General features: G+C 60.5%; 12 protein-coding genes and 2 pseudogenes. 9 read left to right on the forward strand and 5 right to left on the reverse strand.

The annotated features are described in order from the left end of the window. The 4 genes and pseudogenes from WA225_RS07770 to ligD all read left to right on the forward strand — a co-directional run. Positions 1 to 299: pseudogene (locus WA225_RS07770) on the forward strand (hypothetical protein); the annotation flags it as partial. 145 nt (positions 300 to 444) lie between these two features. Further along, positions 445 to 1,821, forward strand: coding sequence for an iron-containing redox enzyme family protein (locus tag WA225_RS07775; protein ID WP_422607488.1), 1,377 nt, complete (start codon positions 445 to 447; stop codon positions 1,819 to 1,821). A gap of 11 nt (positions 1,822 to 1,832) precedes the next feature. Beyond that, on the forward strand, positions 1,833 to 2,786 hold the full coding sequence (locus WA225_RS07780) for a methyltransferase (RefSeq protein ID WP_422607489.1): 954 nt from the start codon (positions 1,833 to 1,835) through the stop codon (positions 2,784 to 2,786). A gap of 17 nt (positions 2,787 to 2,803) precedes the next feature. After that, positions 2,804 to 5,437, forward strand: a complete 2,634-nt coding sequence (ligD, locus tag WA225_RS07785) for a DNA ligase D (RefSeq protein ID WP_422607490.1) — start codon at positions 2,804 to 2,806, stop codon at positions 5,435 to 5,437. Here the strand turns inward: ligD and WA225_RS07790 are convergent, their stop codons facing one another. After that, entirely contained in the window at positions 5,438 to 5,839 is a 402-nt protein-coding gene (locus tag WA225_RS07790) for a hypothetical protein (RefSeq protein WP_422607491.1), read from the reverse strand. 80 nt (positions 5,840 to 5,919) lie between these two features. Further along, entirely contained in the window at positions 5,920 to 6,234 is a 315-nt protein-coding gene (locus WA225_RS07795) for a DUF2388 domain-containing protein (protein ID WP_016983279.1), read from the reverse strand. Between the two features lie 369 nt (positions 6,235 to 6,603). On the opposite strand from WA225_RS07795, the pseudogene WA225_RS07800 reads away from it, so the two are divergent. Next, positions 6,604 to 7,359, forward strand: a pseudogene (locus WA225_RS07800) (MCP four helix bundle domain-containing protein); the annotation flags it as partial. 132 nt (positions 7,360 to 7,491) lie between these two features. Next, positions 7,492 to 8,217 carry a methyl-accepting chemotaxis protein gene (locus WA225_RS07805; RefSeq protein ID WP_422607627.1) on the forward strand — a complete coding sequence of 242 codons (726 nt, stop codon included), beginning with the start codon at positions 7,492 to 7,494 and terminating at the stop codon, positions 8,215 to 8,217. A gap of 177 nt (positions 8,218 to 8,394) precedes the next feature. Here WA225_RS07805 and WA225_RS07810 read toward each other — a convergent pair whose 3' ends face one another. Continuing rightward, positions 8,395 to 8,826 (reverse strand): nuclear transport factor 2 family protein, encoded by a 432-nt coding sequence (locus tag WA225_RS07810; RefSeq protein WP_422607492.1) that lies wholly within the window; start codon positions 8,824 to 8,826, stop codon positions 8,395 to 8,397. A gap of 480 nt (positions 8,827 to 9,306) precedes the next feature. Here WA225_RS07810 and mqo point away from each other — a divergent pair, with 480 nt between their 5' ends. Continuing rightward, positions 9,307 to 10,953 (forward strand): malate dehydrogenase (quinone), encoded by a 1,647-nt coding sequence (gene mqo / locus WA225_RS07815; RefSeq protein WP_242206495.1) that lies wholly within the window; start codon positions 9,307 to 9,309, stop codon positions 10,951 to 10,953. A 64-nt stretch (positions 10,954 to 11,017) separates the two neighbouring features. Here mqo and WA225_RS07820 read toward each other — a convergent pair whose 3' ends face one another. After that, the gene (locus WA225_RS07820) at positions 11,018 to 11,446 is read right to left on the reverse strand and encodes a nuclear transport factor 2 family protein (RefSeq protein ID WP_422607493.1); all 429 of its coding nucleotides are present in this window, start codon (positions 11,444 to 11,446) and stop codon (positions 11,018 to 11,020) included. A 463-nt stretch (positions 11,447 to 11,909) separates the two neighbouring features. Here WA225_RS07820 and WA225_RS07825 point away from each other — a divergent pair, with 463 nt between their 5' ends. Both WA225_RS07825 and WA225_RS07830 read left to right on the forward strand, forming a co-directional pair. Continuing rightward, the gene (locus WA225_RS07825) at positions 11,910 to 13,121 is read left to right on the forward strand and encodes a helix-turn-helix domain-containing protein (protein WP_422607494.1); all 1,212 of its coding nucleotides are present in this window, start codon (positions 11,910 to 11,912) and stop codon (positions 13,119 to 13,121) included. Between the two features lie 31 nt (positions 13,122 to 13,152). Then, positions 13,153 to 13,785: a PQQ-binding-like beta-propeller repeat protein gene (locus tag WA225_RS07830; protein ID WP_422607495.1), complete on the forward strand. Its 633-nt coding sequence runs from the start codon at positions 13,153 to 13,155 to the stop codon at positions 13,783 to 13,785. 115 nt (positions 13,786 to 13,900) lie between these two features. On the opposite strand, the gene WA225_RS07835 is transcribed toward WA225_RS07830, so the two are convergent. After that, positions 13,901 to 14,092 carry a hypothetical protein gene (locus tag WA225_RS07835; protein ID WP_099758657.1) on the reverse strand — a complete coding sequence of 64 codons (192 nt, stop codon included), beginning with the start codon at positions 14,090 to 14,092 and terminating at the stop codon, positions 13,901 to 13,903. Positions 14,093 to 14,140 lie beyond the last annotated feature (48 nt).

The raw sequence follows: 14,140 nt of genomic DNA on the forward strand, positions 1-14,140 counted from the left end.
AGATCCGCGAAGGCACACGCACTCGGCTGTCCGGGTTTTTCTGGTACCTCTACCACGTCATGACGTTGTGGACGATCCCCAACCACCTCGTCGAATGGGAAGTGCGCCGCCTCGAAAGAATCGGCAAGCAAACGCTGCCCGAAACTATGCGTGAATGGTCAGAACCGCTGCCACAAGAGCAATGGGCCAAACCCAGTGAAGAGCTGCTGCGGATGAGCGAACAGGTACGGCAGATGCAAAAGCGCCAGCCGCATCGGCCGATCACCGAGATCTTTGCAGAGGTGCAACGAGGCAGGTGAATCAGTGGGGCCTAGCGCGCTGGGGCAGAAGTCCACCGTCCGTCCGGGCATTTTTCACGTCGATTGAATTTTTCCCGGGCGCAGCCTCTCTGCTGCTGTAGAGGCGTATGCATCAGCGTCCTGCCAACCGACCGGGAAATTTGCCATGACTGTCCTGACACGCCTGCACTCGGTGCCGGCACATCCACAAGCGATCGATCCTGTCGGCAATGTTCGGCAGATTTATCAAGCGTTGTTAACTGAAGAAAATCCCCGCGATCTCGCCCTGGCGTTTTTGCAGGAACAGTTACAGCACGCCGCCGACATCAGTGAAACCCTGCCGCAAGACCCGACGACCTGGCACGCATGGGTCGCCGCGCATTGCACCGACGTCGCCCGCCAGTACGCCGATTATCTGCAACAACGCAAGGCCGGCGGCCCTCGACAGTTCTTCAGCAGCAAGGCCCAGGCGCTGTACTTTCTGCAGGCAGTGGCGCCGACCAAACTGGTTGACGGCGCCTGGCTCTCGGGCTTGCTGACGCAGTGGCAGGATCCGCGTTTTGCCGGCTTGATCAGCACTTATCTGGAAGAACTCGGTGAGGGCAACCCAGCGCAAAACCATGTGGTGATTTACCGCAAACTGCTCGCCGACCACGATTTGCAGGACAGCAGCGCCATCGCTGATGAGCGCTACCTGCAGGGCGCGTTGCAACTGGCGCTTGGCCTCGCCGGCACCGAGTATTTGCCCGAGGTGATCGGTTACAACCTCGGCTACGAACAACTGCCGTTGCATCTGTTGATCAGCAGTTACGAACTCAGCGAGCTGGGCATCGACCCGTACTATTTCACTCTGCACGTGACCATCGATAACGCCAGTACCGGCCATGCGCAGAAAGCCGTGCAGGCGGCGCTGGATCTGCTGCCACTGACGGCCGATCGCGGCGAATTTCTGCGGCGGGTGTCGCTGGGCTATCGGCTGAATGATTTGGGGCAGGGCAGCCGCGCGATCATTGAAGGTTTCAACCTTGAACATGAGTTGTTGGCGATGCTCGAACGCAAGCGCCCGTTTGGCCAACACATGCATTCCGACTACTGCCGCTTCGAAGGACAGACCGTCAATCAATGGCTGGCCTCGCCGGAGCAGTTACCCGGCTTTCTTCAAGCCATGCAAAACAAAGGCTGGATCAAGCGCCATGAAGACCCGCAGGCCAGCCGCTTCTGGCAACTGATCGCTGGCGATGGCGCGGCGATGTTCGGCGTGTTCAGTGCCTACGAAAAACAACTGGTGCACGACTGGATTGCCGGTAGCTGGACGGCGCCTCACGCCGCCAGACCGATTCGACGCCACAGCCAGACGTCAGCGGCCGCCGTGGTCCCCGATCAGGATCCCGATGTGCAGCAATTGTTGGCGACGCTGCAAGGTCAGGACCCGGTCGAACACATGGCGACTCTGCTGCCCTGGCTGGCGCCGGCGCGGCATGCGCATCCGGCCGGATTGCTCGCTACCCGCCGGTTCATTGAACTCAAGTCCCGCCTGCCTTAAGGAGCTGCCCGATGAATCAGGAAGAGCAACTGTGCACCCATGACCTCGCACTGCTGCAACTGGGCCGGCGTTTGCAGGCTGACGGTTACCGCTTCGTCACGCCAACGCCGCTGACCCATCAACGGGTCAACCAGCGTGACGAAGGCCAGGCTGTCGATTGCCTGCGTGATGTTTTCGGTTGGTCGCGACCGTTTGAGGCTGGTTTACTGTCCGCCGATGAGTTGCGGCAATTGCAGGACGCTCAGGTTGTCGAGGCGTACGACGGCCGCTTCAAAAGCCGGGTGCGTTGGTCGAGCCTGGATGATTTGCTGTTCGTGCATTCGGCCTTTCCCACCGACGCCGCCGATGCAGTGTTTTTCGGCCCCGACACCTACCGCTTCGCCCAACTGATCCATGCCCACTTGCAGCAGAATTTTGCGCCCATCCACCGCGCCGTTGACATTGGTTGTGGCGCTGGCGTCGGGGCGATCCTGATCGGCCGCGCACGCCGCGAGGCGCAAGTGTTGGCGCTGGACATCAATCCGGCGGCGCTGCGCCTGACCACGATCAATGCCGCGTTGGCCGAAGTGGCCAACGTCGATGTGTGCGCCAGCGACCTGTTGCAAGGCGTCGACGGCGAGTTCGACCTGATCGTCGCCAACCCGCCGTACATGGCCGATCCGGCCGCGCGGGCCTACCGCAATGGCGGCGGCACGTTGGGCGCCGGGCTGTCGCTGCGCATTGTCGAACAGGCGCTCAACCGGCTGACCCCCGGCGGCTCGCTGTTGCTCTACACCGGCGTGGCGATGGTCGATGGCCACGATCCGTTTCTCGCCACCGTACTGCCACGGCTGGATGAAAAACGCTTCGGCTGGACCTACCGCGAACTCGACCCCGATGTCTTCGGCGAAGAGTTGCTCAACCCCGGCTATCAACGGGTCGACCGGATTGCCGTGGTTGCGCTGACCGTGACCCGAACAGGCTGACACAAGGCAGGTGCGTGATGAACAGGAACCTCGACGATTACAACCGCATGCGCGACTTTTCGGCGACAGCGGAACCGGCCGCGGTCAAGCGCCCTGGCCGCAAAACCGCCAGCGATCATGCCTTGCAGTTCTGTATCCAGAAGCACGACGCTTCGCACCTGCATTATGACTTTCGCCTGGAACTCGACGGCGCGCTGAAGAGCTGGGCGGTGCCCAAAGGGCCGTCGCTCGACCCCAAGGTCAAGCGCCTGGCGGTGCATGTCGAAGATCATCCGCTCTATTACGCGACGTTCGAAGGCAGCATTCCCGAAGGGCATTACGGTGCCGGCGATGTGATTGTCTGGGATCGCGGCGTCTGGATTCCGCTGGAGGATCCGCAAAAGGCTTACGCCAAAGGCAAGCTCAAGTTTGAGCTGCAAGGCGAAAAGCTCGGCGGGATCTGGAATCTGGTGCGCACGCACATGCCGGGCAAGAAGGAACAATGGTTTCTGATCAAACACCAGGACAGCGCCGCGCGCCCGCAGGATGATTACGACGTGCTGGTCGCCGAACCGGACAGTGTGTTGAGCGAGCGCACGATTGTCGGCAAACCCAAACTGGCGGCTGAACAGAGCAAACCGCAGAGGGCAGCGGCCAAACCGCGCAAGGCGGTCAGCGGCCAACTCACCGGCGCACACAAGGCGAAACTGCCCGCACAGCTCAAACCGCAACTGGCGACCCTGGTCGACAGCGCACCGCAAGGGCAGTGGAGCTACGAGATCAAGTTCGACGGTTACCGCATCATGGCGCGGATCGATGGCGACCAGGTGCAACTGTTCACCCGCAATGGCCATGACTGGACGCACAAACTGCCGCAACAAGCCGAGGCACTGGCGGCGTTGGGCCTTGAATCAGCCTGGCTGGACGGCGAAATGGTGGTCGCCAACGAGCAAGGCGTGCCGGATTTTCAGGCGTTGCAAAATGCCTTTGAGGCCGGACGCAGTGGCAACATCCTTTATTACCTGTTCGATCTGCCGTATCTCAACGGCGTTGATCTGCGCGAAGTGCCGGTCGAAGAGCGACGTGCGGCGCTGGCCACCGTGCTCGGTGCGCATGAGCAGCCGTTGCTGCGCTTCTCTGACGCGTTCGACGAAACGCCGGACGCATTGCTCAACAGCGCCTGCCAGATGCAGATGGAGGGTCTGATCGGCAAACGTCTCGGTTCGCCTTATGTGTCGCGTCGCAGCGGCGACTGGATCAAGCTCAAGTGCAAACATCGTCAGGAGTTCGTGATCGTCGGTTACACCGACCCGAAAGGCTCGCGCAGTGCCTTCGGGGCATTGTTGCTGGGCTTGCATGATCGTGACAGTGGCGAGTTGCGTTACGCCGGCAAGGTCGGCACCGGGTTCAATGAAAGCACCTTGAAAAGCATTCTGGCGCAACTCAAACCCTTGCAGGTGAAGCAGGCCGCGGTGGTCAATCCGCCGAGTGGCTTCGAAGCCAAAGGCGTGCATTGGTTGAAACCGAAACTGCTGGCGGAAGTGGCTTTCGCTGAAATGACCAAGGATGGCTCGGTGCGCCACGCCGTGTTCCATGGCTTGCGCGATGACAAACCGGCCACGCACATCACTGAGGAGCGAGCGCAGCCCGTGAAGACTTCCGAGAAGAAAATCCCTGCGAAGAAAGCCACTGAAAAGAAAGCCAGTGAAAAGAACGCCACTGAAAAGAAACCGCTGAAAAAAGCCCCCGTGAGCAAGGCCGAAACTGCACCGTCGCAACTCGGTCTCGGCAACGACAAAGTGCGCATCACTCACCCCGATCGAGTGATCGACGCGGTGAGTGGCACCACCAAGATGCAACTGGCCGAGTATTACGCCAGCGTTGCCGAATGGATCCTGCCGCAACTCAAGGATCGCCCGGTGGCACTGGTTCGCGCACCGGATGGCATCGCCGGTGAGTTGTTCTTCCAGAAGAACGCCGAACGCCTGGCGATCCCCGGCATCAGCACGCTGGACAAGGACGTCACGGGGCAACCTGTGATGCTCATCAATAACGCTGAAGCGCTGATCGGCGCGGTACAGATGAGCACCGTCGAACTGCACACCTGGAACGCCACCACCGTGGATCTGGACAAGCCCGATCGCTTCGTCCTCGATCTCGACCCGGATCCGGCGCTGCCATGGAAAAGCATGGTCGAAGCCACCGCGTTGACCCTCACGGTGCTCGATGAACTGGGGCTCAAAGCGTTTCTGAAAACCAGCGGCGGCAAGGGCATTCACCTGGTGGTGCCACTGACGCGCAAACTCGGCTGGGATGAAGTCAAAGACTTCAGCCATGCGATCGTCAGTCATATGGCCAAGCTGTTACCGGATCGTTTTTCAGCGGTGTCCGGGCCGAAAAACCGCGTCGGCCGGATCTTTATCGATTACCTGCGCAACGGCCTGGGCGCCACCACCATTTGTGCCTATGCGGCGCGCACCCGTGAGGGGTTGCCGGTTTCGGTGCCGTTGTTTCGTGAGGAAGTCGCCGACCTCAAGGGCGGCAATCAATGGAACATCCACAATGTGCACGAGCGCTTGGCAGAGGTCGGCGATGAGCCATGGGCGGATATGAAGAAAACCCGCCAGAGCATCACCGCCGAGATGCGTAAACGCGTCGGCATGAAGAAGTGATCAGGTGTCGCGCAGCAAGTCGTGCGCGTTGAGCAATTCGAAGGCGATTTGCGGGTGATTTTCCAGGCCCCGACGAATCGCTGCGGGGATCGCCGCACGGGTCTTGCGGCAGAGTCCGGGCAATTCGTCGATCTGAATGGCAATGCCGCGCATGGTCCGTACTTCGTTGAAGCCGGGGGCGACATCGACGCGAATGCCCAGTTGCTCAAACATGCGCAGTTGCAGGCGTTTGAGGTCGTCCAGATCCTTGAGCATTTCCAGGCGCGCGAGCAGGCGTTTTTCCTCCTCGCGGGTCAGGCGCAGGATGCGCAGGTCCGCGCCGGGCGTCTCCAGCAACGGGTCGCGCCCGCAATTGCAGGCGCCGGGCGGGCAGGGGGAGCGCATTGGCGCAGGCGTCGTCATGGCCTCCATCATAGAGGCCGTCGGACAGTTTTGCCTATGAGCGATCAGCGGCCGTCCATCGGCTGCCGGTTCCCCGACCGCTACTGATTCAGGCCTTCGTAATGCACCAGAATCGCGTTGGCGAGGTCTTCATCACTGGCGTTGATGCCTGGATTGTCCTGGCGAACCTGTTGCAGCACCGACTCAAGATAAACCCCACGGATGGCCCCGCCACTGGCGACGAATGCAGACAAGTCGTCACGGGCCGGAATCACCATTTTGTGATCCTTGAAGGTCGAGTACAGCGACGCGGAGACACCGGCCGAGGTCGCAACATCACCCGCATCGACGCGGGCCAGCGCCGAACCGACTGGCAGGCATAAGAGTAAAGAAGAAACGAGCACTAACTTGCGCATGACGGTATTCCTCCACAAGCGCGAAGCAAAAGGGAAGTACTACATAATGTGAGAGGTGCGCCGTGAGTGGGAGTTCCGTGCGGCGAAAAAGTCTGCGCAATTGCGCAGCGTACGCGGGCATGCCGTTGCGGCTTGCCCGGTCTTCAGGCAGGCGTGATCAGATCACGCCACAGGCCATGCGGTCACCGGCGGTGAAGGCGCTGGCCGCGCGCGTTGAAAAATGAGACTGGCCTCTCAAAGCGCAAGTTTTACCGCTGTGACCGCTTGAACGGACACCTGCTGACACGCTCTGGCGCGGCAGACCTGTGCAAATAGGCTTAACTGAAGCTCTGACAGGCGCTTGCGGGCGTGGCCAAGGAGAAAATCACGGTGTCGATCAAACTGCGTTTAGTGTTGCTGATTGGGACAAGCCTGCTGACAGCGTTGATCGTCAGTCTGGTCAGCTATGTCGGCAATCTGCGAATGGCCTCGGCGGTCAGTGATAACGCGGTCAGCATGAGCGCGCTGCGCAACCACATGGAAGCCGACATGATGCACGACGCCCTGCGCGCCGATGTTTACTCGGCGATGCTGGTGGGGTTGGGCAAAAGCACCAGTACGCCGGCAGAGGTACGCGCGTCGATTGACGAGCACGCCGGGCATTTTCGCGAAGTGCTCGAGGAGAACCTCAAGCTGCCGATCAATCCTGCGTTACGCACGGCTCTGGAGCAGATCAAACCGAGCCTCGATACCTACATCAACGCGGGCGAACGGATTGTCGGCCTGGCGCTGGATAACCCGGACACCGCGCAGCGGGAACTTGGCACCTTCAACGCGGCTTTCAGTCAGCTTGAAGAACAGATGGCAGCCCTCAGCGAGCTGATCGAAACCAATACCCGGCAAACCAGCGCCGGTACCGAAGCGGCGATCCGCAATGCCAATATCGCCCTCGGCGTGGTGTTGCTCGCCAGCCTGTTGCTGCTGTTGGCGCAGGGGCGTTGGGTCATCCTGAGCATCATGGGGCCGCTGAAGTCCGCCAGCCGAATCGCCGAAAGCATTGCCCACGGCAACCTCAGCGAACTGATCGCCGAGCCTTCCGGCAAAGACGAAGCCAGCGTACTGATCCGCACGCTGGCGACCATGCAGCGGGATTTGCGCAACATGATCGACGTGGTGCGCCGTAACGCTCACGGTGTCAGTGGCATGAGCGCACAGCTCAGCCATGGCTGCCATCAAGTCGCCGACAGCAGTCAGCAACAAAGTGTCGCGGCCGGGACCATGGCCGCCGCCGCCAGCCAGATGACCGCGAGCATCGAGGACATCACCCGTCACGCCGAACGCGCACTGGGCATGGCCAATCAGGCCGAGTCCCTGGCAAAGAATGGCGGCCAGGTGATCCATCAAGTGGTCAGCGACATGGACGACATCGCCCGCTCGGCGCAACAGTCGGCGCAGGTGATTCGCACGCTGGATCAGGAGTCTGAAGGCATCTTCAACATTATCCAGGTGATCAAGAGCATCGCCGACCAGACCAACCTGCTGGCGCTCAACGCGGCGATTGAAGCCGCCCGCGCTGGCGAACAGGGTCGGGGTTTTGCGGTGGTCGCCGATGAAGTGCGCAGTCTGGCGGCGCGCACCAGTGCATCGACGCAGGAAATCGCCGCGATGGTCGCGCGCATTCAGCACAGCACGCGTGAGGCGGTCAGCAGCATGGAGGCGGGGGTGGCGCAGGTCGACAAGGGCATGGCGGTCACGGCGGATGTTGAACGGGCCATCCGCGAAATCCTCGAAGCGACGTTGAGCACGACACAACTGGTCAACGACATCACCCGCACGATTGGTGAGCAGAGTCAGGCCAGCAACGAGATCGCGCACCAGGTTGAAATGATCGCGGGAATGTCCGAGGGCAATAGCCGGGTGATCGGGCAGACGGCGAACACCACCGACGAGTTATCGAGTCTGGCAGGGCAGTTGGCGCAGTCGGTGGATCGGTTTCGGTTGTGATAGCGGTGGGGCAATTGCATTTGTGCTGTCTGAACTGGCCTCATCGCTGGCAAGCCAGCTCCCACAGGTTTCGATGTTGTGAATGCAATCGTGTTTGCAACGATGCCCACTGTGGGAGGTGGCTTGCCAGCGATGAGGCCAGGTCAGCCAACATCAACTTTGAATGGGTCTACTAAATCAGAACTTGAATGCCTGCCGCCCCACCAGCAACCACTTGCCGTGCTGCTTCTGCCAGATCTGAAAGTTCTCGATCTCGGTCGGTATCACCTCGGTTCCTTTCAACGCCTGCGCGGAAAAGTGGTGGCGCACCAGTGCAGTATCGCCGGACAGCGTGATGGTCTGATTCTGCATCTCTAATGTTTTGAACGCGCTCTTGCCGGTTTCGATATCGGCAATGAATGCCTTCTTGTCCTGAATCTTGCCGCTGGAATGACCGTAAGTCAGGTTCGGTGCGGTGAGTGCGTTCAGTTCGGCGATGTCTTTGTGCAGCATGGCCTGGGTCAGATGATCCACCGCTTGGGCGACTGCTGTTTCTGCCGGGGCAGGGGCGGCCATGGCGTAGCCGTTGAAGGCACAGAGAAATCCGATCAGGAGTTGGTTTTTGGTCATGGAGGTCGTTTCCTTGTTTTTATGGGTGATGACTGAGGTTTGTATTTGTCAGTCATCGTACAACGTAGCAGGTTCTCCTGGAATTAGGCACTCCCCTCAGTTGTTCAATCTCAAGGGTCATGTTCAGCCTTCACCGGCCGATACTTTCCAGAGCGCAAAAAGACTCTCAAGTCGGGAACAGACGCGCGGGTTTGCCCTGACGTGATATTCTTCGCGCCAACTTGGTTTGACCTCATTCAGTTTGCTTGCCTTCGGGCGGGCTGACGGAATCCCTGTCGCTCAAGTAGCTGAAGCCAATAATGATAAAAAGTCAGTTCAGAAGGGACATTAACTGAGGTCGATGCAGCATGTCGGCCTTGTGTGCCCACCCGTCAAAATTGAAGTGTGCCGCAATCTGCGACGCTAGCCTGAGCGTCATCAAAGCGGAGCGCACACAGATAAAAGAGGCGGGCGGAAGGCGTTTTATCATAGGTGCAACAGATGTTTAAGAAAGTGAACACAGCCCTGCTGGGTCTGGCTTTGGCGATGGGGATGACATCAGCCAATGCTGACGAAGCAAAGAAAGTCGACGTACTGCTGATCGGCGGCGGCATCATGAGCACCACCCTCGGTGTGTGGATCAATGAGCTGGAGCCAAGCTGGTCGATGGAAATGGTCGAGCGCCTCGACGGCGTCGCCCTGGAAAGCTCCAACGGCTGGAACAACGCCGGTACCGGTCACTCGGCACTTGCCGAGCTGAACTACACCCCGGAAGACGACAAAGGCAACGTGACGATCCCGAAAGCTGTCGAGATCAACGAAGCGTTCCAGGTCTCCCGTCAGTTCTGGGCCTGGCAGGTTCAGCAAGGCGTTCTGAAGAACCCTCGCTCGTTCATCAACACCACGCCGCACATGAGCTTCGTGTGGGGCGATGACAACATCAAGTTCCTGAAAAAGCGCTACGAAGCCCTGCAAGCGAGCCCGCTGTTCGCCGGCATGCAGTACTCCGAAGACCCGGCTGTGATCAAGAAGTGGGTTCCGCTGATGATGGAAGGGCGTGACCCGAACCAGAAAATCGCGGCCACCTGGAGCCCGCTGGGTACCGACATGAACTTCGGCGAAATCACCCGCCAGTTCGCCACGTACCTGCAGACCAAGCCTAACTTCGATCTGAAACTGTCGAGCGAAGTGCAGGACATCACCAAGAATGCCGACGGCACTTGGCGCGTCAGCTACAAAAACCTGAAAGACGGCACTAAAACCGAAACCGACGCCAAGTTCGTGTTCATCGGCGCGGGCGGCGGTGCACTGCACCTGCTGCAGAAGTCGGGCATTCCTGAAGCCAAGGAATACGCTGGCTTCCCGGTAGGCGGCTCGTTCCTGGTGACCGATAACCCGGCCATCGCTGAACAGCACCTGGCCAAGGCCTACGGTAAAGCCTCGGTTGGCGCACCTCCGATGTCCGTTCCGCACCTGGACACCCGTGTTCTGGACGGCAAGCGCGTCATCCTGTTTGGCCCATTCGCGACCTTCAGCACCAAGTTCCTCAAAGAAGGCTCGTACCTGGACCTGCTGACCAGCACCACCACCCACAACATCTGGCCGATGACCAAGGTCGGCATCAAGGAATACCCGCTGGTCGAGTACCTGGCTGGCCAACTGATGCTGTCGGATGAAGACCGCATGAACGCGCTGAAGGAATACTTCCCGAACGCCAAAGCTGAAGACTGGCGCCTGTGGCAAGCCGGCCAACGCGTGCAAATCATCAAGCGTGATGAAGCCGCTGGCGGCGTGCTGAAACTGGGCACCGAAATCGTTGCCGCACAAGACGGCTCCATCGCCGGCCTGCTGGGCGCATCGCCAGGCGCGTCGACCGCTGCACCGATCATGCTGAGCGTGCTGCAGAAAGTCTTCAAAGACAAGGTCGCAACGCCTGAGTGGCAATCCAAGCTGCACCAGATCGTGCCGAGCTACGGCACTCAGCTGAACAGCGATCCGGCCAAAGTGGCTGCAGAATGGGCCTACACCGCCAAGATCCTCGAACTGCCGACACCACCGGTGATCGGTCAGGTGGCTGCTCCGGCCGCACCTGCAGCTGAAAAGGCTGAAGCTCCGAAGGAAAACGCTGCACGTGACATGGCGCTGTAACTAAACGCCTGACACACAAAGCCCACTGAACCGGCGACGGTCAGTGGGCTTTTTTGTGCCTGAATCAGGCTTTGGCCGATGCCAGATAAGCACCCAGTCGCCGTCCCATCTCCTCACCCAACGCCTGCAATCCGCTCAGCGGCCGAACCATCACCTCGAACTCGACAATCTTGCCGCGCTCATCGAAGCGAATCATGTCGATGCCTTTCAGCTCTTTCGTCCCGATCTTGGCGCTGAACTCCAGGATCACATTCAAGCCATCGGCAGTCGCCAGCTCACGGTGGTAGGTGAAGTCTTCAAACACCTCGAACACGGTATTGAGGATCATCGACACCACTGGTGCGCCTGGATAAGGCGTGTGCGCCATCGGCGAGCGGAACACGGCTTGCGGATCAAGCAGTTCGGGCAGCCCGCTCAAGTTGCCGGTGCGGATCATTTCGTGCCATTGCTTCAAGGATTCGGCGACGTTGGCTTGCAGGTTCAGGTCAGTCATGCTCACTCCGCGATGTTGTGGGTCTTCTGGCGTCGGCAATGACTCTAGATCAATCTCGGCGAAAGGTAACCATTGTGCGTCGAGCTGAATATCGGAGCGTGGCCGGTGCAGATCAGATGCGCATCTGATCCGTATTTTTTCGTCTTATCTGACGCTGTTACCAGCGCAGCCAAACGCTCAAAATGCCCCGGCAGTGCGGTCACTCTCGACAGTTCTTCATTCCGAAGCGTTCAGTGCACCGCAAACCCGGCATTGAGGAGAGCAACATGAACAAAATGGCGATTTTCCTGGGTGGCTTTCTGACACTGACCATTCTGATTGGCTTGCTCGCGACGATTTCTCCGGTCTGAGATTGCGCCGCATGATGTCCGGAGTGTTGCGCGCGAATCGTGTTTGTAAGCTTCGACCGTCATTCCAGGTATTAGACTCACCTGACACTTGAGTCGTCGGGGATGAATGAGCCATGGATTCGCTGATCAACGCCGCTGGCAGAGCACTGTCCGCCGGCGACCCGCTCGGCGCGTTGAACTACGTCGCTCTGCGTGAGGACCCGCCGGCGCTGGCCCTGCGCGCAATTGCCATGGCTCAGCTCGGTGATCTGCCCCGGGCCAAGGCGTTGTTGCAGCGTGCGGTGAAGGCGTTCGGCAACAATGAGCCGCTGTCGCGGGCACGCTGTGTGGTCGCCGAGGCCGAGGTGGCGCTGGCGGCGCGGGATCTGGGCTGGCCGGTGAAGGCGCTGGAGGCGGCGCGGCGGGTGTTGCACGATCACGGTGACGGCGTAAATGCGGCGCACGCACGCTATTTGCAGATTCGCCGGTTGCTGTTGATCGGCGAACTGGAGGAGGCCGAAGCGCTGCTGGGTGGAACTGACCCGGCGCCGTTGCCGCCCGCGCTGCGTACCGCTCATGAGCTGATCGCCGCCGGGATCGCTGTGCGTCGGGTCCAGGCGCACAAGGCCAGCGCGGCGTTGGCACGCGCACAGACGGCGGCGCAACAGGCCGGGATCGGCGCACTGAGCGCCGAAGTCGATCACGCCAGTCATATGCTCGCTGCGCCGGCAGCACGATTGATCGTTGCCGGTCAGGCGCAATCGGTGAATCTGGCGCAGGTTGAAGCGCTATTCACCTCGTCGACACTCATCGTCGATGCCTGCCGCTATAGCGTGCGCGGGGCCGGCATGACGGTGGCGCTGGCCACGCGGCCGGTGCTGTTCCGGCTGGCGCGGTTACTCGCGCAAGCCTGGCCGGGCGATGTTGCGCGCGAAACGCTGTTCGCCACAGCCTTTGGTTTGCCCCTCACGGATGAATCACACCGCGCTCGCCTGCGGGTCGAGATCGGCCGCTTGCGTGCGGCGCTGGCAGCGCTGGCGAACATCAGCGCGACGCCAGACGGCTTTGCGCTGGTGGCCGAGAATGTGGCGTTGCTGACACTGCCGGTCGAAGACAGATACGCGCCGTTGCTGGCCTTGCTCGCCGACGGCGAGGCCTGGTCGAGTTCAGCGTTGGCACTGGCGTTGGGCAACAGTCAGCGCCAGGTGCAACGGACGTTGGAGGCATTGGCGCAGGCAGACAAAGTGCAGGCGTTTGGCGTCGGCCGGGCGCGACGCTGGTTGACGCCGCCGATGCCGGGTTTCGCGACGATCTTGTTACTCCCGGTGTCGCTGGGCAATGGCTAGGCTGGACCCACACATCCACGAGGAAGCCCCCATGAAACACGCAAACGCAGACGTCCTTCGCGAGTACGGCCCGTTTGATGGCATCAGCGGCATTCACGGCGTGACGTTCGATGGTCAGCAGGTCTGGTTCGCCAGCGACGGCCAGCTCAGCGCGCTGGACCCGGCCACTGGCGAAACCGTGCGCACGCTCAAGGTCGGCGCCGACGGCGGCACCGCTTTTGACGGCAAGCACCTGTACCAGATTGCCGACCGTCACATCCACAAAATCGATCCGGCCACGGGTGATGTACTCCATACCATCAAGGCACCGGGCGATGGCGGTGACTCAGGCATGGCCTGGGCGGATGGCTCGTTATGGGTGGGGCAGTATCGCGAGCGCAAGATTCATCAGATTGATCCGCAGACCGGCGAGATCCTTCGCACGCTGGAGTCGAACCGCTTTGTCACCGGCGTGACCTGGGTGGAGGGTGCGTTGTGGCATGGCACTTGGGAGGCCGATGAGAGTGAGCTGCGGCGGATCGATGCGCAGGACGGCAAGGTCCTTGAGTCGCTGAAGATGCCGGCGGGGCAAGGTGTTTCCGGGCTGGAAGCGGACGGTGCGGATCGCTTTTATTGTGGCGGCGGCGACAGTGGACGGGTGAGGGCGGTGCGTCGGCCTCAATGATCAAGGTGTCTGAGCTGGCCTCTTCGCGAGCAGGCTCGCTCCCACAGTCAGACCGCATTCCTCCAGCTGCAATGCGTTCCTTTGTGGGGGCGAGCCTGCTCGCGAAAGCGCAGCGTCAGGCACCGCTGTTTCGACGACGTTCAATACCCTCCGGGCCGCCGATGTCCAGCAACCTTCTTTCCACCAGGACATTCTCAAGGGCCTGACGCTCGACCGGCGCCATTTGGTGTTCACGTTTTTTCAGCTCCAGCAGAATCGGGCTGGACCAGGTGCGGTAGGTCTGTTCGATGTTGCGACGCGACGTCATCAGTCTCTCCTTGATCAAGAGCCCGGTGTAGCAGGCAGGGGCTCAATC

This window comes from Pseudomonas sp., assembly GCF_049300855.1.
In the GTDB taxonomy this organism is placed as follows: Bacteria; Pseudomonadota; Gammaproteobacteria; order Pseudomonadales; family Pseudomonadaceae; genus Aquipseudomonas.